We start from the raw sequence: 17,972 nt of genomic DNA, 5'->3' as shown, positions 1-17,972 counted from the left end.
CAGCAGTTGTCGTTCGCCGTCCGGAGGCGCGAGCGCCGCCACGACGACAGACGGCCCGCACCCGAAGGTGCGAGCCGTCTGTCAGACCGCGAAGGTCAGCGGAAGTTGATGAACTGCAGGGCGACATCCAGATCCTTGCCCTTGAGCATCGCGATGACGGCCTGGAGGTCGTCGCGGCTCTTCGACTGCACGCGCAGCTCGTCGCCCTGGATCTGCGACTTCACGCCCTTCGGGCCCTCGTCGCGGATGATCTTGGAGATCTTCTTGGCGTCCTCGCTCGAGATGCCCTCCTTGATCTTCGCCTCGATGCGGTACTCCTTGCCCGAGGGGAACGGCTCGCCCGCGTCGAGCGAACGCAGCGAGACGCCGCGCTTGATGAGCTTCTGCTCGAAGACGTCGAGCACCGCCTTGACGCGGTCCTCCGAGTTCGCCTTCATGAGGATCTTCTCGCCCGAGAACTCGATCGAGGCACCCACGTTCTTGAAGTCGTAGCGCTGGGCGATCTCCTTCTGGGCCTGGCTCAGCGCGTTCTGGGTCTCCATCGGGTCGACCTTGCTGACGATGTCGAAAGAAGAATCTGCCATGTGGACATGGTAGGCGTTAGGGGTGTCGCCTGTCCGTCGAACTGTGCTCGTGGTCGTCTCCGTCCTCGCCTCTCTCGGCGTGCTCGCCGCGGCGATCATCTGGTTTCTCGCGCCCCGCAGCACGCCGACGCCGACCGAGCCCACGCCGGATCCGCTCCCCACGTGGGCGCCGCCCGCGGGTCAGGCCCCGCGCGCGATGCAGCCCTACGACGGGGTGTCCGTCGTCGGGCTCGCCGACCCCGCCTGGCTCGACACCGTCTCGGAGGCGACCGGCATCCCGCGGCGCGCGCTCGCCGCCTACGCGGGCGCGACGATCATCAAGGAGGACCACCGGCCCGACTGCCGCCTCGACTGGGCGACTCTCGCGGCGATCGGGGCAGTCGAGAGCGACCACGGCCGCCACGGCGGATCCTCGATCGGCGACGACGGGCGCGTGACGCCCCCCATCTACGGCGTCGCCCTCGACGGGAACGGCGTCGCTCTCATCCCCGACAGCGATGGCGGCGAGATCGACGGGGATCCGGAGCTCGACCGAGCAGTGGGGCCGCTGCAGATGATCCCGCAGACGTGGCGCAACTGGACCGTCGACGGCAACGCCGACGGCGTCGCCGATCCGCAGAACATCGACGACGCGGCGCTTGCAGCGGCCAACTACCTGTGCCGCGCCAGCAGCGACTTCGACACCGAGGACGGCTGGCGCGCGGGAGTGCGCGCCTACAACGTCCCCGAGGTGTACCTGGGCACCGTCGCGAAGTACGCGCGCGCCTACGCCGCGGAAGCCGCTGAGGCGCTCCACGGGGCGTCGCCGACTCCCACGCCGACGCCCACCCCCTGACGCCGGGGCCCGGCATCCCGAGAATCGTGCGAGATCGTCGATTCCGGGCCCCTGAATCGACCAACATGCACGATTCGCCGGGGGTGGGTGCTGGTCAGGCGCGGCGGGCGGTGCTGCTGCGGATCACGAACTCGTAGGGCAGCTCGATGTTGAGGCTCGCGGGGGTCGCGTGCTGCGGCTCGAGCTCGTCCATGAGCACCTCCACCGCCATCCGTCCCTGCATATCGGGGAACTGCGCGATCGTCGTGAGACCGAAGAACTCGGCCAGCTGGTGGTCGTCGATGCCGATGATCGAGACGTCGCCCGGCACGTGCATCCCCAGATCCTTGGCGGCGAGGATCGCGCCGATCGCCATCTCGTCGGATGCGGCGAAGATCGCCGTCGGACGCGTCTGCGGGTTGCCGAGCAGCTGCTTCGCGGCTGTGTAACCACCCTGGAGGGTGAAGTCGGCCGGGTGGAAGCGGTGGTCGGGGGTGGAGAGTCCTGCGCGATGCATCGCGTTCTCGTAGCCGTGTCGCCGGTTGGTGGGCAGGTGGAAGTCGAGGTCGAGCTCATCGCCGCCGATGTGGGCGATGTCGGTGTGGCCGAGCGAGATGAGGTGCTCGGTGGCGAGCTCGCCGAGCCGCACATCGTCGATGCTGAGGGTGCGCACGCCCGGCAGCGGACCGCCGACGCCCACGATGGGCTTCTTCATGTCGAGGAGACGCTTGACCTCGCCCTCGGTGAGTTCGAGCGAGACGGCGATCACGGCATCCACGCGCTTGCGCAGCAGGAAGTGCTCGAACACGAGTCGGCGCTCTTCGTCGCTGCCGCCCAGGTTGTAGAGCGTGAGGTCGTAGCCGCGCTCCAGCAGCGCCGACTCGGCGCCCTCGACGACGGCTCCGTAGAACCAGCGGTTGAGGAACGGGATGACGACGCCCACGTTGCGCGTGCGCCCGGTGGCGAGACCGGATGCGCTCGACGAGACGACATAGCCGAGCTCGTCGGCTGCGGCGACCACGCGGGCCTTCGTCGCGGCCGACACCGAGCCGCGCCCCGAGAGCGCGCGCGACACCGTCGCGGCGGAGACGCCCGCAAGCTGGGCGACCTCGTGGATGCCGGGCACGCGTCCTCCGATCGGCTGAGTCTGCGCCGATCCTATCGATCGTGTGGATTCCGGCCCGATCTGGGGCCGAAAGTGGTCAAACCTGGCTCCGGGAGCTTGTATCCTTGATCCAGCACATTCGGTTGGTGATTACACGAGTCGGGCGTGCACCTGGCGAGTTACCCAAGCGGCCAAAGGGATCTGACTGTAAATCAGACTGCATTGCATTCGGGGGTTCGAATCCCTCACTCGCCACCAACGAACGAAGCCCCGCCTCGGCGGGGCTTCTCGCGTATCGGGGTGAGGTCCCTGGCCACGGAACCGCCTCCTCGCCAGACTGGGGCTGTGTGGACACGCAGCCGACGCGCTCTCGCCGCAGCCCTCCCGGTGGGTGCGGCGATCGGCGGCGCGATCGGCCTCGTGTTCTGCCTCGGCATGCTGGGCCGGTTCCAGGATCAGGGCGGATGGGGCGCGCTCGCGTACTCGGTCGCATTGGGCACCGCCCTCGGTCTCGCGACCGCGGCCGCGGCCGCGGCAGGTGCTGCGCTCGCCGTACTCCTGACCCGCTCGTCGTCGCGCCGCAACGATCTGTTCCGGCGAACGGTGGTCATCGGCGCGGCGTGCGGTGCCGCGCTGCTCTGGATGGGCCTCGGCGTCGTCGACGGCGCCTTCTTCGACGGCTGGGCCGGGTTCGGAGTGTTCGGCGCGGTGGGGGTCGTCGCCGGGATCATCGCGGCGATCGCCTCCGAGGCGCTGATCGTCCGCGCTGAGCGTCGCGAGCACGAGACCACGCTCGAACGCGCATAGAGACGCCGATCCGGCGCGATCCTCTGTTCCGCGACGGCCGGACGAGCAGATTCCTCCGGATGGTCGATCGCGCGCGTAGGCGCCCACGGCAGGGCGGACGATGCGTCGCCTAGGTCGCATCCGGGCGAAGGTCAATCCCCGTGCGCACAAGGGCTCGCGCGCGGAAGGTGGGGGTATGACAAACCACGACGAACACGAGAACGACACGATGGATGAGGCCTTCGCCTCCCAGACCCTCGGCGGCCATGACGACCGCACGACCCATGGGGACGCGGTGCAGGGTGAGGCGGCGGAGCCGACCCTCGATCCGAGCGACTACGACCAGGCGGATGTCGAGGTCTCGGACACGGGCAAGGTCGCGTCGCAGCCGCAGACCGAGTCCGGTTTCGCGAATGAGACAGCGGCGACGCAGGCGCTCCACGACGGCCCCGTGCTGGATCCGGTGGATGACGCCGACCCCGAGACCACCGGCGCAGGCTGAGCCAGCTTCCGGGATCGGCGGGGGCACTCAGGAAACCCGCAGGAAGAAAATTCGATGCGGATGCATCCGTCGGGGGCGTCCGGGGAGAAGTACTCCATGACAGGCGATCCCCGCCTGGAACCTGGAGGACATCATGCGGTACAAGCTTCTCGCCGGTCTCGCGGCCGGCTCCCTCGCTGCGGCAGCTGCCGTCGCACCCGTCTACGCGATCTCGCCCACGAGCTCTGACGTGTACGTCGTGCACGGCATCCCAGGGCTCACCGTCGACGTGTACGTGAACGACGCCCTCACGCTCGAGGACTTCACCTTCGGCACCGTCGCTGGACCCCTCGACCTGCCCCAGGGCGACTACAAGATTCAGGTGTTCACGGCGAACGACGATCCCGCCACGGCCACCCCCGCGATCGACGTGCCCGCGGCATCCGTGCCGGCGAACCAGAGCGTCTCGCTCGTCGCCCAGTACAACGCAGAGGGTGACCCCACCCTCGGCGTCTACGTGAACGACATCTCGACGATCCCCGCAGGCCAGGGCCGCCTCACGGTGCGTCACGCCGCGCAGGCAGGTGAGGTCGCGATCGTCGCGAACGGCGCGATCGCGTTCGACGACGTCGCCAACGGCGACCAGGCCTCCACGCTGCTCCCCGCGGGCACCATCACCGCCGGAGTCGCGGGCGCAGGAACCACGACCCCGCTCGTGATCCCGGCGTCGGGTGAGCCCGCGTCCGTCTCGATCGTCGAGGGCACCAACCTCATCGTCTACGCGGTGGGACCGGAGGACGACCTGCAGCTCATCACGCAGTCGATCTCGGGACTGCACTCTGCGCCTGACGGTGTGCGCTCGGGAACCGCTGGCTTCGCGGCCGACGCCGACCCGAACGCCGGCATCGCCGGATCGGTGGCGCTCGTCGCCCTGCTCGGAGCGCTCGCGCTCGTGGCTGTGCGGATGCGCGCCGCACGCGCCGCCGCCGAGTGACGGCACCCCGCATCCGACAACGCTGACAGACCCAACCGAGGGAGAGGAGCACCGTGAACGTGCGCATCATCCTGATGGCCGCCGCCGCGGCGCTTCTCGCGGGCTGCTCGACCACTCCGGCCGAGCAGCCCGCATCTCCGGCGCCCTCGCCCACGCCCACGCCCACGGCAGTCGCTCCCGATATCCCCATCGTGAGCGGCGAGCTCTCGGCCCCGCGTGAGCCGGTTCCGCCGGTCGCGGTCACCATCCCGTCTCTCGGGGTGGGGGTGGATGTTGTGCCGGTGGACCTCTTCGAAGACGGCACGATGGAGCTGCCCGAGACGCCGACGACCGCCGGCTGGTATCGCTTCGGGTCCGATCCCCGCAGCGAGACGGGCACCGTGGTGGTCGCAGCGCACGTCGACTCGGCGCGCTACGGGCTCGGCCCGTTCGCCGAGCTCAAGAACCTTCCGGTGGGCGAACGCATCGATGTCGTGGTCGCCGACGGCGGCACCGTCGCCTACCGGGTCGAATCCGTGTGGAGCGTCGGCAAGGCCGAGCTCCCCGTCGACGACCTCTTCGATCGCGACGGTGCTCCTCGCCTCGCCCTCATCACGTGCGGCGGAACCTTCGACGCGAATGCGTTCCGCTACAGCGACAACGTGGTTGTGATCGCCGTTCCCATGGACTCGTGATGCACATCGAGACCCCCGACGACGACGACCTCATCGCCCGCGACTTCGTGGCCGGCGGCGACCGCGCTCTCGAACGCGCGTACCTGCGCTGGTCGTCCCTCATCTACACTCTCGCGGTGCGCTCGCTCGGCGACGTCGGCGACGCCGAGGATGTCACACAGAAGACATTCGTCGCCGCGTGGACCGGCCGCAGCGGCTTCCACGCCGACCGCTCCCTCTCGGCGTGGCTCGTGGGCATCGCGAAGAACAAGATCGCGGATGCGCACGAGGCTCGCGCCCGCATCCGTCGCCTGCGCGAGCAGCTCGAGGCGGCATCCGCGCCGAGTGACTGGGTGAGCGAACCCGTCGACCTCGCCGACAGCCTGCTCGTGGCCGACCAGATCGCGCAGCTCGACCCGGATGCGCAGGCCGTGATCCGGATGGCGTTCTTCGATGACCTGACGCACCACGAGATCGCCGAGAGGCTCGACATGCCGTTGGGTACCGTCAAGAGCCACATCCGCCGAAGTCTTCAGAGAATGCGAACCCGATTGGAGGTGAGTCGTGAACCACATCGATCCTGACGTGCTCGCCCTCCTCGCTCTCGGGGAGGCGGCCGATGACAGCCGCGACGCCGAGCACCTCGCGACGTGCGATGAGTGCCGCGCCGAGGTCATGATCCTGCGTCGCGCGGCGGTGGTGGGGCGTTCGACGATCGACGCGGGCGAGCTGCTCGTGCCGTCGCCGCGCGTGTGGGCGGCGATCCAGCGCGACATCGCAGAGGCAGAGGCGGAAGCAGAGGCAGAGGCAGAGGCAGAGGCAGAGGCGGAGGCGGAGGCGGAGGCGGAGGCGGAAGCCGAGGCCGACGCCGGCGCCGACGCCGACGCCGATGACGATAGCGACCCCGCATCCGGTGCGACGACCGAGAACTCGGAGTCGCCCGGTGCGCGCGTCACGCCGCTGCGACGCCGACTGTGGGTGCCGCTCGCCGCGGCCGCCGCGGCGCTCGTCTTCGCGGTCGCGGGTGGTGTGTGGTGGGCGACGCGCCCCGTGCCCGCGACGGTGCTGGCCTCGGCGACGCTCGACGCGTTCCCCGACTGGCCCGACGCCACGGCGTCGGCGACCGTCGAGGAGCTGCCGGATGGGGCGCGCGTCGTCGAGGTCGATCTCGACGCCCCGCTCCCTGACGACGGTGACGCCTACCGCGAGCTCTGGCTCATCTCCTCTGAGGGCGACGCGCTCGTGAGTCTCGGGATGCTCGACGGCACCCACGGCACGTTCGTGATCCCCGCCGATGTCGACCTCTCGCGCTTCACCCTCGTCGACATCTCCCAGGAGCACTTCGACGGGGATCCGGGGCACTCGGGCGACTCGATCGTGCGCGGAGAGCTCTCACCAGCCTGACCGGGTGGGAGGGTGAGGCCGCCCCGCGGGCTGGCTATCAGGTGTAGCCGCCCGCGGGGTCGCCCGCAACCCCCGTGAGCGGCAGGCACTCGCGCACTTACGCTCCCGGCATGAGCCCTTCGACGAGCCCGTCTCTCTGGATGCGCACCGCGCTCCCGATCGTCGTGCCCGATGAGTCGCCCCCCGGGTATGCGGATGTGGTGATCGCGGGGGCGGGGCTCACGGGGCTCAGCCTCGCGCGGATGCTCGCGCACGCGGGTGCGCATGTCGTCGTGATCGAGGCGCGCACGGTCGGAGCCGTGGCGACGGGCAACACCACCGGCAAGCTCAGCCTCGTGCAGGGCTCCGTGTACTCGGAGATGCGCTCCGCGACGGATGACGACACGGTGCGCGCCTACGCGGACGCGCAGCGAGCCGCCCAGGATTGGCTGCTCGCTGTCACGGGCGACGCTCCGGGCTGCGCGCACGAGGCCGTGTCGACGGCCTATTCGCTCACCGACCACGGCATGGAGACTCTCGAGGAGGAGTTCGCCGCGCTCGCGCTCGCGGGCATCGTGCCGCGCGTCGCGCAGACGGGGGAGCGCATCGAAGGGCTCCCGTTTCCGGTGCGCTCGGCGCTGCTGCTCGACGGGCAGGCTCAGCTGCAGCCGATGCGCGTGCTCGGCGAGCTCACTCGCCAGGCGACTGTGGCGGGTGCCCGCATCATCGAGCGCTGCCGGGTGACGGGGGCCGAGGTCGACGGCAATGTCGTGCGCATCGAGACGACCCGCGGCTCCGTCGTCGCCGATCGCCTCGTTCTCGCCACCGGGTATCCGATCCTCGACCGCGGCTTCTATTTCGCCAAGCTCAAGCCCTCGCGCTCGTTCGTGGGGGCGTACCGGGTTTCCGACGAGACCGCCCTGCCCACGGGGATGCACCTCGGTGTCGACAGTGCGGGGTACTCGCTGCGCGTCGACCCCGGACCGGACGGCACACCGCTTCTCGTCGTGGGCGGGGGCGCGCACGTGACCGGCCGTGAGGAGCGCACGAGTCGTCTCGTCGCCGAGATGGATGCGTGGACGGCCGAGCAGTGGCCGGGCGCTCGCCGCGAGCTGCTGTGGGCAGCCCAGGACTACCGCACTCCCGACACGGTGCCGTTCGCGGGCGAGCTGCCCCGCGGCGGCGACCGCATCTTCGCGGCGACGGGCTTCAACAAGTGGGGCATGACGAACGCCGTCGCCTCGGCACTTCGCATCTGCGGCGAGCTCCTCGGCTCGACGCCCGCCTGGTCGGAGGTTCTCGCGCGCGGAGCCCGCGGGTGGACGGCCGCCTGGAACCTGGTGCGCGACGGCGCCGAGGTGGCGAGCGAGCTGGCCTCCGGGTGGGTTCAGGCTGAGATCGCCTCGAGCGACGGCGTGCCCGCCGAGGGCGAGGGACGCGTGCTGAGCCGGGGCCTGCGTCCCATCGTGGAGTCGACCGTCGACGGCGTCACGTGTCGCCTCTCGGGCGTCTGTACGCACATGGGCGGCGTGCTCGGCTGGAACGACGTCGAGCGCACCTGGGACTGTCCGCTGCATGGCTCCCGCTTCAGCAGCGAGGGCACCGTGCTCGAAGGGCCTGCCGTGCGCGACCTCGAACCCATCGAAACCGAACCGCATCACGAGAGCAAGGAGACACCATGAGCACCGATGACAACCAGAAGGCCGGCCCGAGCGACGACGACCCCCAGGGCATGAAGGGGCAGCTCGACGACTCGATGAACGGACTCGACGAATCCGATCACGACGTGGACGAGGCCTCGCGCGGCATCCCGCAGGCGCCCGACGCCGACTGACTCCGCCGCCCCTTGAGAATCGTGCGAGATGGTCGTTTCAGCACCCCGATATCGACAATCTCGCACGATTCTCGGGGGTCCCGGAGGCGAGGGGTCCCGGAGGCGAGGGGTGCCGGAGGCGAGGGTCAGCGCCCCGCGCCGAGGAAGATGACGTAGAGCAGCGCCGCCCCCACGAGCGCCATCGAGAGCATGATGCCGAACTGCAGCCGGGAGTGGGCCCGCGGCACCCCCGTTGCGAGCCCTGTCACGACCATGGCGGTGAACCAGATCGCTGTGATGACGATCCCCACGGATGCGACAGGCGCGTCGATCGACGTCGTCGCGACGAACATCACGATGAGGATCGCGGCGAGGAGGCCCCCGGGGATGAGCCAGCGCGCCCTAGCGCGGCCGGTCACCCGGTGCACGCGTGCGCCGGGCTCGGTGCATCAGGGGAGCGCTCGACGCGCCCAGAATCTGAGGGCGTGGACATGCCAACCTCCATCCGCTGGTGTTCCGCCACGGTACGGCGCGCACGCGCTGAGCGCGCGGGGGTTGACGGTGCCCGGACACACCTGCAGGGGCTCGCGGGTTGCAGCGAGCCCCTGCAGGGTCGGGGGGATGAGGGGTTTCGGGGAGCGCGCGACCTCAGTCGTCGAGCTGCTGGCCCGAGCGATCCTTCGCGAACAGCACAGCGACGATCGAGATGATGGCGCACGCCGCGATGAGCACGGCGACGCCCGCGTACTGGTTGCCGTCGGCGACGATCGCCGTGGCGATGAGCGGCACCGGGCCGCCCGCGATCGCGGCACCCACCTGGTAGCCGAGCGAGGCTCCCGTGTAGCGCACATCCGCGGGGAACGACTCGGCGAAGAACGTGCCGAGCACCGATCCGTAGCTCGCCCAGATGATCGAGAAGCCGATCACGAGCGCTGCGAGCAGCCAGCCGAAGCTCTGCTGGTTCATCATCCACAGGAACGGGTATGCGTAGAGCGCCACGGCGATCGCACCGCCGATGAAGACCTTCTTGCGGCCGATGCGATCCGACACACGGCCCCAGAACAGCATCACCGGGATCGCGAGCACTGCCGCGATGAGGACGGCGTTGAGCGCCTCGACGCGGTCGTAGCCGAGCGAGTTGACGGCGTAGGAGACCGAGAAGGTGGCGAAGAGGAAGAAGGTCGCCGTCTCGATGAACTTCGCGAGGATGACGATGATCACCTGGCGCCAGTTGCGGCGCAGGACGAGCGCGAGCGGCACCTTGGCGGTCGCGCGCTCGGCCTGAACCTTCCGGAACGACGGGGTCTCATCGACCGCGTGACGGATCCAGAGGCCCACCGCGAGCAACACGATCGAGATCACGAACGGGATGCGCCATCCGATCGTGAGGAACGCATCCTCGGGGAAGATCTCGAGGCTCGCGGTCGCGGCGAGATTGCCGAGCGCGAGGCCGAGGAGGGCGCCCGTCTGCGGCACCGCACCCCAGAGTCCGCGCTGCTTGCGCGGGGAGTACTCGACGGCGAGCAGCAGCCCACCACCCCACTCGCCGCCGAGAGCCAGGCCCTGCACGAGACGCAGCAGGGTGAGCATGATGGGTGCCCAGATGCCGACCACCGCATACGTGGGCAGCAGACCGATGAGCACCGTCGAGGCGCCCATGAGCGTCAGCGTCACGACGAGGGTCTTCTTGCGGCCGATCCTGTCGCCCATGTGGCTGAACAGGATGCCGCCGATGGGGCGGATGAGGAACGACAGCGCGAACGCCGCCATGGCGAGCATCGTGCTGAGGGTCGGGTCATCCGACTGGAAGAACAGCGGGCCGAAGACGAGTGCCGACATCGTCCCGTAGAGGAAGAAGTCGTACCATTCGATCGCGGATCCGACGGCGGATCCTGCGAGCGCACGGCGTCGCTCGGACGCCGGGACGAGGGCGCTGGGTTCAGGTGTCTCCGTTGCCGGAGTCGGGGGGATCACCTGGGTCATTATCGCTACTGCCTCTCTTCGTTGAATGGGTAGTCGGGGGTCATCTCAGGCCCCTTCTCGCTGCGCGAGGAGGTCGAGAGCCACGTCGACGATGAGGTCCTCCTGGCCGCCGACCAGACGACGCCGTCCGACCTCGAGGAGGATCTCGTGGGCGGGCACGCCGTAGGTGGCGGCCGCACGTTCTGCGTGCAGGAGGAACGAGGAGTAGACCCCCGCGTATCCGAGCGAGAGGGTCTCGCGGTCCACCTGCACGGGGCGCACCTGCAGGGGGCGCACGATCTCGTCGGCGGCGTCCATGAGTGCGTAGAGGTCGGTGCCGTGATTCCAGCCGAGCTTGTCGGCGACGGCGATGAAGACCTCGAGGGGCGCGTTGCCGGCGCCGGCGCCCATGCCCGTGAGGCTGGCGTCGACGCGGTTGGCACCCGCGCGCACGGCGGCGACCGAGTTGGCGACGCCGAGCGACAGGTTGTGGTGCGCGTGGATGCCGATCTCGGTCTCGGGGTTCAGCACGTCGCGCAGAGCGGTCACGCGATCGGTCACGTCGTCCATCGTCTGCGCACCGGAGGAGTCGACGACGTAGATGCACTGGGCGCCGTATCCCTCCATGAGCTTCGCCTGCTCGGCGAGCTTCGCGGGGGTCGCCATGGCGCTCATCATGAGGAAGCCCGTGGTGTTGAGGCCGAGCTCGCGCGCGGTGGCGATGTGCTGCGCCGAGGTGTCGGCCTCGGTGCAGTGGGTGGCGACGCGCACATAGCTGACGCCGGCGGACGCGGCGCGCTGGAGGTCGTGGATGGTGCCGACACCCGGCAGCAGGAGGGTGGCGATCGAGATGCGCGTCGCGACCTCGGCCGCCGCTTCGATGAGCTCGACGTCGGAGTGGCGTCCGAATCCGTAGTTGACGCTCGAGCCGTTGAGGCCGTCGCCGTGGGCGACCTCGACGGAGTCGACGCCTGCCGCATCGAGCGCGGAGACGATGTCGCGCACGTTGTCGAGGGTGTACTGGTGGCGCACGGCGTGGCTGCCGTCACGCAGGGTGACGTCCGAGATGTAGAGCTTGTCGGTCGTGGGGTCGAACACGGCTTATGCCACCTCCTGCGCCCGCAGTGAGCGGGTCGCGATCGTCTCGGCGGTGCGCAGGGCGGCCGAGGTCATGATGTCGAGGTTCCCGGCGTATGCGGGGAGGTAGTGGGCGGCGCCCTCGACCTCGAGGAAGACGGATGTCTTGAGGCCGGTGAAGGCTCCGTGCCCGGGTACGTTCACGGGCTCGGTGATGTCCTCGAACTGCACCTTCTGCTTGAGGCGGTAGCCGGGCACATAGGAGTTCACGCGCTCGACCATCTCGGTGATCGAGGTCTCGATCGCGGTGCGGTCGGCGGGCGCCGAGAGCACGTAGACGGTGTCGCGCATCATGACGGGCGGCTCGGCGGGGTTGAGGATGATGATCGCCTTGCTCGCGGCGGCGCCTCCGACGCTGCGGAGCGCTGCCGAGGTGGTCTCGGTGAATTCGTCGATGTTGGCGCGCGTGCCGGGGCCCGCGGACTTCGACGAGATGGAGGCGACGATCTCGGCGTAGGCGACGCTCGTGACCGCCGAGACGGCGGCGACGATCGGGATGGTGGCCTGGCCGCCGCAGGTGACCATGTTGACGTTCTCGGCGTCGAGGTTCTCCTCGAGGTTGACGACGGGCACGCAGTACGGGCCGATGGCGGCGGGCGTCAGGTCGATGAGACGGATGCCGGGCTTCGCGGCGCGCAGCTTCGCGGCGTTGGAGATGTGGGCGCCGGCGCTCGTGGCGTCGAAGACGATGTCGATGGAGTCGAACACCTCGTGCGCGATGAGGCCGTCGACGCCGGTGGCGATCGCGGTCACGCCGAGTCGGGCTGCGCGGGCGAGTCCGTCGGAGGCGGGGTCGATGCCCACCATGGCCGCGGCTTCGAGGATGTCGGAGCCGCGGAGGATCTTGATGAGCAGGTCCGTGCCGATGTTGCCGGAGCCGATGATGGCCGCGCGGGTGCGTGTCATCCGAAGCCACCTCCTTGTGTGCGAAATAACGGAAGCCGTTCGAAATATCGACGACGGCACGGGATATAGAACACCCATTCCACTGATGTGTCAACTTGGTGCCGTTTGGTTGGGGCCCCGAAACCGCCTATACATAGGTGTGTGGCCCGACTGACCCCCGCTGTGATGCGCACGTTCGACATCCTCGAACTGTTCGTCGACGGCCCGGCCGAGCTCACCGCCGCCGAGATCGGCGCGCGCACCGGCTTCCCCCGCACGAGCATCCACGAGCTGCTCGCCACGCTCGTCGAGCGCGAGTATCTCGTGCGCGACCCACGCACCGGCGGGTACCGCCTCGGCGTCAAAGTGCTGCACCTCGGCAACGCCTACTCGGCGCAGTTCGACCTGCTGGGCGCCGCGAGCTCCGCCGCACGCGCCCTCGCCGAACGCAGCGGCGAGACCGTGAGCGTCGCCGTACGCGAAGGATCCGACGTTCTCTACCTCGCCAAGGTCGAAGGCCGCGACACCCTGCGCCTGCCCTCGAGCATCGGCCAGCGCCTGCCCGCGCACGTCACCGGCCTCGGCAAGGCGCTCCTCGCATCCCTCCCGCGCGAGACCGTGCGTGCCCTCTACCCCGACCCCGACAGCCTTCCCGCGCTCACGCCGCGCAGCATCCGCACACTCGACGAACTCGAGCGGCACCTCGATGAGACACGGGACCGCGGCGGCGTGGCGTTCGAGGTCGAGGAATCCGCCGCCGACATGCGCTGCGTCGCCGCGCCCGTGCGTGCCGCCGATGCATCCGTCGCCGCCGCGATCAGCATCTCCGTGCCGCTCGCGCGCTGGGCGCAGCACCCCGACGAGCACTGGATCGCCCTCGCCACCGAGGCCGCTGGCGAGCTCTCCGCCCAGCTCGGATACCGCGCGCGCTGACGCGTTCCACCGCATCGCGCATCCGCACTCCGGCGCGATTCGCAGGAGCCCAGGGAGGGGCATCGTGGGAGGCTGGGCCCATGAGCACGGAACTCCTCGAGATCGCTCGCAGCATCGCCGTCGACGCAGGTGAGCTGGCTGCCCAGCGTCGCCGTGAGGGCGTCGAGGTCGCTGCCACCAAGTCGAGCATCGTCGACGTGGTCACGGCGGCCGACCGCGAAGTCGAGGAGCTCGTGCGGGCACGTCTCGCCGAGGCGCGGCCGGATGACGCGATCCTCGGCGAGGAGGGCGGCACGACCGGCGGCTCGAGCGGCATCACGTGGGTCGTGGATCCCATCGATGGCACCGTCAACTACCTCTACGGCATCCCGCACTACGGCGTGAGCATCGCGGCCGTCGACGGCGATGGCGACCCGCTCACCTGGACAGCGCTCGCGGGCGTGGTCGTCAACCCGGCATCGGGCGAGGTGTTCACGGCGTCTCGCGGAGCCGGGGCGCACCTCGACGGGCGACCCATCCGGGTCGCGGATCCGACCCCGCTCGAGCTCGCGCTCGTCGCGACGGGCTTCGCCTACGCGGTCGAGACCCGCGAACGTCAGGGTGCCGCGTTCGCCCAGCTCATCACCCGCGTGCGTGACATCCGCCGTGCGGGCGCGGCGTCGCTCGATCTCGCCGCGGTGGCATCGGGGCGGGTGAATGCCTACTTCGAACGCACCCTCAGCCCCTGGGATCACGCCGCGGGTGCGCTCATCGCGGAAGAGGCGGGGGCGGTCGTGAAGGGGCTCGGCGACGCGCGAGCGGACAGTGAATTCCTCCTCGCCGGGCACCCCCAGATGGTTGCGGAGCTCGAACCGCTGCTGGTGCGGCTCGGAGCGTAATCCCAGGCTCGAGGGTGGCCGGGCCTATATCGGTTCGATAACATCAGAAGTACCCCCTCGTTGAGATCACCGTCTCGGCGTCGACCCACCGGCACTGAACACGCTGCGAAGGAGAAGCGCATGACCCGAATCGCGCCCTTCACTGCGCCGTGTGCGTCGGCCTGGGACCTGTGACGGACAACGATCACTCGCTCCCCCCGGCGACATCACGACGCGAACTCCGAGAGCGGGAGCGCGGAGCGCTCTCGACCCCGCCTGTCACCGCTGAGACTCCTTTCTCCGCTGGAGCACCTTTCTCCGCTGGAACCGCATTCGTGATGCCCTCGAGTGCGGCCGGGATGCTCGGAGGCGGTGCCGCGTCGTCGGCGCCCGTCTCGATGCCTCCGATGGCGGCGTCCGCGTCCGCGCCCACCTCCGCATCCTTCAGCGTTCCCCCGCAGGCGGCCTACGCCGCCCCCGCGGCGCCGGCGTCCGCCGCATCCCACCCCGACGACGCCCACGCGGCACCCCGTCGCAGCCGTTTCACCGCGCGCCGCCGCACGCGCGGATCCGTCGACACCCGCACCGTCGTCGCGTCGCGCAGCGTGCGCGGCGGCGTCACGTCGAAGCTCCTCTCGGGAACCGCGATGCTCTTCGCCGGCGGGCTGCTCGTCGGCACCACGCTCCCCGCCAACGCCCTCGACGTGTTCACCGTCTCAGAGGCGGGCGACACGTCGATGCTCGCGTCGGCCATCGAGGTGCAGGGGCAGAAGATCGAGGTCAGCGAGGACATCGCCCCGATCCTCGTCGAACGCGACAGCTTCGAGGTGAAGTCGTGGGCCGACCAGCTGCGCGACCGCTACGGCACCCGCGGCAGCTACACCTACTCGGTCGGAGCGGGCGGCACGGTTCGCTGGCCGTTCCCGTACTACGTGCCGATCTCGTCCGGCTACGGCGAGCGCGCCGCACCCTGCCGTGGCTGCTCGACCACGCACAACGCCATCGACCTGACGCCCGGTGCCGGCGCCCCGATCTACGCGATCGCCGACGGCGTCGTCATCCGTCGCGAGCCTCGCGGCGGCAGCTGGGGCAACAACCTCACCATCGAGCACAAGGTCAACGGTCAGACGGTCACCTCGAGCTACGCCCACATGCAGTGGGACTCCTCGCCCGTCGAGCTCGGCGACACCATCAAGGTGGGCGACTTCCTGGGCCTCGTCGGCGCGACCGGCCAGGCGACGGGCGCGCACCTGCACCTCGAGATCAAGGTGAACGGCTCCTACGTGAACCCGTACACGTGGCTCAAGGAGAACGCGGGCTGACACCAGCCTGACTGCCGGGTGCGCGCCGACTAGCGTTGCTGCATGACGCGCGTCCTCCCGCCCCTCGCCGCCCAGCCGCACCACGATGGCTCCCCGCTGTTCGTCTCGACGCAGGAGCCGCAGCTCGGTGAGCGCGTCTCGGTGCGTCTGCGGGTGCCGTACGCGTTCGGTGCTCTGCGCCAAGCGCGTGTGCGCTCGAACCCGGATCGCGAGCCCTCCTACGCCGACGCGCGCCTCGTGCACGCGGATGACGCCGCGGAGTGGTGGCAGGCGGAGTTCGCGGTCGAGAACCCGGTGCACGGGTACCGCTTTCTGCTCGAGGATGCGGCGGGGTCGACATGGTGGCTGTCGGCGAAGGGGCTCTCGACCACGGAGACCCGTGACGTCGACGACTTCCGCCTGGTGACGTATCCGGCGCCCCCGGCGTGGGCGCGCGAGGCCGTCATGTATCAGGTGTTCCCCGACCGTTTCGCGCGCTCGGCGGCCGCGGATGAGCGCGAGCTGCCCGAGTGGGCGGAGCCCGCCGAGTGGGGCGACGAGGTCGTGTACGTCGGGCCGTCCACCCCGCGCCAGCTCTACGGCGGCGACCTCGACGGCGTGCGCGAGCACCTCGACCACCTCGTCGACCTCGGCGTCACGCTGCTGTATCTGACGCCCGTCTTCCCGGCGCGCTCCAACCACCGCTACGACGCGCTCTCGTTCGATCACGTGGATCCGCTGCTCGGGGGCGACGAGGCGCTCGTTCGTCTCGTCGAGGAGGCCCATGCGCGCGGACTCAAGGTGATCGGCGACCTCACGACCAACCATTCGGGAGACGCCCACGAGTGGTTCCGGGCGGCGCTCGGCAACCCGGATGCACCCGAGAGCGACTTCTACCTGTGGCTCGACGAGCAGCAGACCGACTACGTCTCGTGGCTCGGGCACGCGAGCCTGCCGAAGTTCGACTGGAGCTCCGCCGAGCTCCGGCGGCGCTTCATCGAGGGTCCGGACTCGGTGGTCGGCCGCTTCCTGCGCCCGCCGTTCTCGCTCGACGGCTGGCGCATCGACGTCGCCAACATGACGGGCCGCTACCGCGACCGCGACCTCAACGAGGAGGTGCGCACCACCATCCGGCGCACCATGGTGGAGGTGAACCCCGACACGCTGCTCGTGGGGGAGTCGACGAACGACGCGAGCTTCTCCGACTTCCAGGGCGATTCGTGGCACGGCGCCATGACCTACGCGAACTTCACGCGTCCGGTGTGGAATTGGCTCTCGGTGCCGGGCAGCCCTGCAGGCGGCGGGCTCGGGATGACGCTCGGCCGCACCGTCGACTACACGGCCGCGGATGTGGTGGCGCAGCATCGCGAGATGGTGGCCGCCTTCCCGTGGCGAGTGCGCCAGCACCTCATGAACGCGCTCGACACCCACGACACCCCGCGCTTCCTCACCTCGGCGCGCGACGGCGTGCTCCCGGTGGCGGTGGGGCTCGAGATGACGATGCCCGGCATCCCGGTCGTGTGGGCAGGAGACGAGTTCGGGCTCACGGCGGTCGACGGCGAGCACGCGCGCACCCCCATCCCGTGGGACCGCGTCGCGGATGCGGGCGAGACGATGGAGCTCTACCGCCGGATGGTCGCCCTGAAGAGGGAGCATCCTGCGCTCGCCGACGGGGGTCTGCGCTGGCTGCTCGCCGACGACGACGCGATCGCGTTCGTGCGCGAATCCGCAGACGAGTGCCTGCTGGTGCTCGCGGCCCGCGCGGCGACGCGAGCGCGGCTCGGCGCGGAGCTTCCGGATGACGCGGAGCTGCTCGCCGGCGACGCGACGTGGGCGGATGGCGAGGTCGCGGTCGAGGGCCCCGCGTTCCTCGTCTGGCGGCTTCCGGGGGTCGACTCCGCCGAGTGGTGAGCGGTGCGAATGCACCCTCTGGGGGGTGGTACGATTTTTGAGTCCCGCGGCGTGAGTCGCGGAGCGCCCCGATAGCTCAGTGGTAGAGCACTTCCATGGTAAGGAAGGGGTCGTCAGTTCAATCCTGACTCGGGGCTCTGTTCGCCGGAAGGGGCTCCACCCCCTCCGGTGGACGTTCGGCTGAGTAGCTCAGTTGGTGAGAGCGCACGACTCATAATCGTGAGGTCGCGGGTTCGAATCCCGCCTCAGCTACCGAAACGGATTGCGCCCCGCCCCTCACCAGGCGGGGTTTTCTGCATCCCGGGGTGTCCGCGCGGTGCACCGCCGCATCCGCTGCACATTCGTGCGTTCCCGTGTCGCACGCGCCCCGCGG

At 69.8% G+C, this 17,972-nt stretch carries 19 protein-coding genes and 3 tRNA genes; 16 read left to right on the top strand and 6 right to left on the bottom strand.

Annotated elements, in window-relative coordinates; genetic code table 11:
• Positions 1-95: 95 nt before the first annotated feature.
• Positions 96-584 carry a YajQ family cyclic di-GMP-binding protein gene (locus tag HCR12_RS12070; RefSeq protein ID WP_166866757.1) on the bottom strand — a complete coding sequence of 163 codons (489 nt, stop codon included), beginning with the start codon at positions 582-584 and terminating at the stop codon, positions 96-98.
• Between the two features lie 22 nt (positions 585-606).
• On the opposite strand from HCR12_RS12070, the gene HCR12_RS12065 reads away from it, so the two are divergent.
• Positions 607-1,419 (top strand): lytic murein transglycosylase, encoded by an 813-nt coding sequence (locus tag HCR12_RS12065; RefSeq protein ID WP_166866754.1) that lies wholly within the window; start codon positions 607-609, stop codon positions 1,417-1,419.
• A gap of 94 nt (positions 1,420-1,513) precedes the next feature.
• Here HCR12_RS12065 and HCR12_RS12060 read toward each other — a convergent pair whose 3' ends face one another.
• Positions 1,514-2,524, bottom strand: coding sequence for a LacI family DNA-binding transcriptional regulator (locus HCR12_RS12060; RefSeq protein WP_166866752.1), 1,011 nt, complete (start codon positions 2,522-2,524; stop codon positions 1,514-1,516).
• A gap of 152 nt (positions 2,525-2,676) precedes the next feature.
• Between HCR12_RS12060 and HCR12_RS12055 the strand changes: the two genes are divergently transcribed.
• The 9 genes from HCR12_RS12055 (at position 2,677) to HCR12_RS12015 (ending at position 8,634) form a co-directional block, all read left to right on the top strand.
• A tRNA-Tyr gene (locus HCR12_RS12055) sits at positions 2,677-2,761 on the top strand.
• Positions 2,762-2,848: 87 nt separating this feature from the next.
• Positions 2,849-3,310, top strand: coding sequence for a hypothetical protein (locus HCR12_RS12050; RefSeq protein WP_166866749.1), 462 nt, complete (start codon positions 2,849-2,851; stop codon positions 3,308-3,310).
• Positions 3,311-3,485: 175 nt separating this feature from the next.
• The gene (locus HCR12_RS12045) at positions 3,486-3,791 is read left to right on the top strand and encodes a hypothetical protein (protein ID WP_166866747.1); all 306 of its coding nucleotides are present in this window, start codon (positions 3,486-3,488) and stop codon (positions 3,789-3,791) included.
• Between the two features lie 133 nt (positions 3,792-3,924).
• Complete coding sequence (locus HCR12_RS12040; protein ID WP_166866745.1) at positions 3,925-4,764, top strand: DUF4397 domain-containing protein; 840 nt, start codon at positions 3,925-3,927, stop codon at positions 4,762-4,764.
• A gap of 53 nt (positions 4,765-4,817) precedes the next feature.
• Positions 4,818-5,438 (top strand): class F sortase, encoded by a 621-nt coding sequence (locus HCR12_RS12035; protein ID WP_224763477.1) that lies wholly within the window; start codon positions 4,818-4,820, stop codon positions 5,436-5,438.
• Positions 5,438-6,001, top strand: coding sequence for an RNA polymerase sigma factor (locus HCR12_RS12030; protein ID WP_166867436.1), 564 nt, complete (start codon positions 5,438-5,440; stop codon positions 5,999-6,001). Before HCR12_RS12035 ends, HCR12_RS12030 begins: the two co-directional genes overlap by 1 nt.
• The gene (locus tag HCR12_RS12025) at positions 5,982-6,821 is read left to right on the top strand and encodes an anti-sigma factor (protein ID WP_166866743.1); all 840 of its coding nucleotides are present in this window, start codon (positions 5,982-5,984) and stop codon (positions 6,819-6,821) included. Before HCR12_RS12030 ends, HCR12_RS12025 begins: the two co-directional genes overlap by 20 nt.
• A 110-nt stretch (positions 6,822-6,931) precedes the next feature.
• Positions 6,932-8,482, top strand: a complete 1,551-nt coding sequence (locus tag HCR12_RS12020) for an FAD-dependent oxidoreductase (RefSeq protein ID WP_224763476.1) — start codon at positions 6,932-6,934, stop codon at positions 8,480-8,482.
• Positions 8,479-8,634 carry a hypothetical protein gene (locus HCR12_RS12015; RefSeq protein WP_166866741.1) on the top strand — a complete coding sequence of 52 codons (156 nt, stop codon included), beginning with the start codon at positions 8,479-8,481 and terminating at the stop codon, positions 8,632-8,634. Before HCR12_RS12020 ends, HCR12_RS12015 begins: the two co-directional genes overlap by 4 nt.
• A gap of 125 nt (positions 8,635-8,759) precedes the next feature.
• Here the strand turns inward: HCR12_RS12015 and HCR12_RS12010 are convergent, their stop codons facing one another.
• From HCR12_RS12010 to HCR12_RS11995, 4 genes are all read right to left on the bottom strand, one after another.
• Positions 8,760-9,032 carry a hypothetical protein gene (locus HCR12_RS12010; protein ID WP_166866739.1) on the bottom strand — a complete coding sequence of 91 codons (273 nt, stop codon included), beginning with the start codon at positions 9,030-9,032 and terminating at the stop codon, positions 8,760-8,762.
• Positions 9,033-9,261: 229 nt separating this feature from the next.
• Complete coding sequence (locus HCR12_RS12005) at positions 9,262-10,587, bottom strand: MFS transporter (protein ID WP_224763474.1); 1,326 nt, start codon at positions 10,585-10,587, stop codon at positions 9,262-9,264.
• Positions 10,588-10,641: 54 nt separating this feature from the next.
• On the bottom strand, positions 10,642-11,673 hold the full coding sequence (gene dmpG / locus HCR12_RS12000) for a 4-hydroxy-2-oxovalerate aldolase (RefSeq protein ID WP_166866735.1): 1,032 nt from the start codon (positions 11,671-11,673) through the stop codon (positions 10,642-10,644).
• Between the two features lie 3 nt (positions 11,674-11,676).
• Positions 11,677-12,618: an acetaldehyde dehydrogenase (acetylating) gene (locus HCR12_RS11995; protein WP_166866733.1), complete on the bottom strand. Its 942-nt coding sequence runs from the start codon at positions 12,616-12,618 to the stop codon at positions 11,677-11,679.
• A gap of 141 nt (positions 12,619-12,759) precedes the next feature.
• On the opposite strand from HCR12_RS11995, the gene HCR12_RS11990 reads away from it, so the two are divergent.
• From HCR12_RS11990 to HCR12_RS11965, 6 genes are all read left to right on the top strand, one after another.
• Complete coding sequence (locus HCR12_RS11990; RefSeq protein ID WP_166866731.1) at positions 12,760-13,530, top strand: IclR family transcriptional regulator; 771 nt, start codon at positions 12,760-12,762, stop codon at positions 13,528-13,530.
• Between the two features lie 80 nt (positions 13,531-13,610).
• On the top strand, positions 13,611-14,408 hold the full coding sequence (locus tag HCR12_RS11985) for an inositol monophosphatase family protein (RefSeq protein ID WP_166866729.1): 798 nt from the start codon (positions 13,611-13,613) through the stop codon (positions 14,406-14,408).
• A 317-nt stretch (positions 14,409-14,725) separates the two neighbouring features.
• Positions 14,726-15,709: a M23 family metallopeptidase gene (locus HCR12_RS11980; RefSeq protein ID WP_166866727.1), complete on the top strand. Its 984-nt coding sequence runs from the start codon at positions 14,726-14,728 to the stop codon at positions 15,707-15,709.
• A 42-nt stretch (positions 15,710-15,751) separates the two neighbouring features.
• Complete coding sequence (locus HCR12_RS11975; RefSeq protein ID WP_166866725.1) at positions 15,752-17,599, top strand: glycoside hydrolase family 13 protein; 1,848 nt, start codon at positions 15,752-15,754, stop codon at positions 17,597-17,599.
• A gap of 65 nt (positions 17,600-17,664) precedes the next feature.
• A tRNA-Thr gene (locus HCR12_RS11970) sits at positions 17,665-17,736 on the top strand.
• A gap of 41 nt (positions 17,737-17,777) precedes the next feature.
• A tRNA-Met gene (locus tag HCR12_RS11965) sits at positions 17,778-17,851 on the top strand.
• Positions 17,852-17,972 lie beyond the last annotated feature (121 nt).

The organism is Salinibacterium sp. ZJ70, assembly GCF_011751865.2.
In the GTDB taxonomy this organism is placed as follows: domain Bacteria; phylum Actinomycetota; class Actinomycetes; order Actinomycetales; family Microbacteriaceae; genus Homoserinibacter.
Note: the sequence above shows the minus strand (reverse complement) of the source record. Positions and strands in the feature narration are given on the sequence as shown.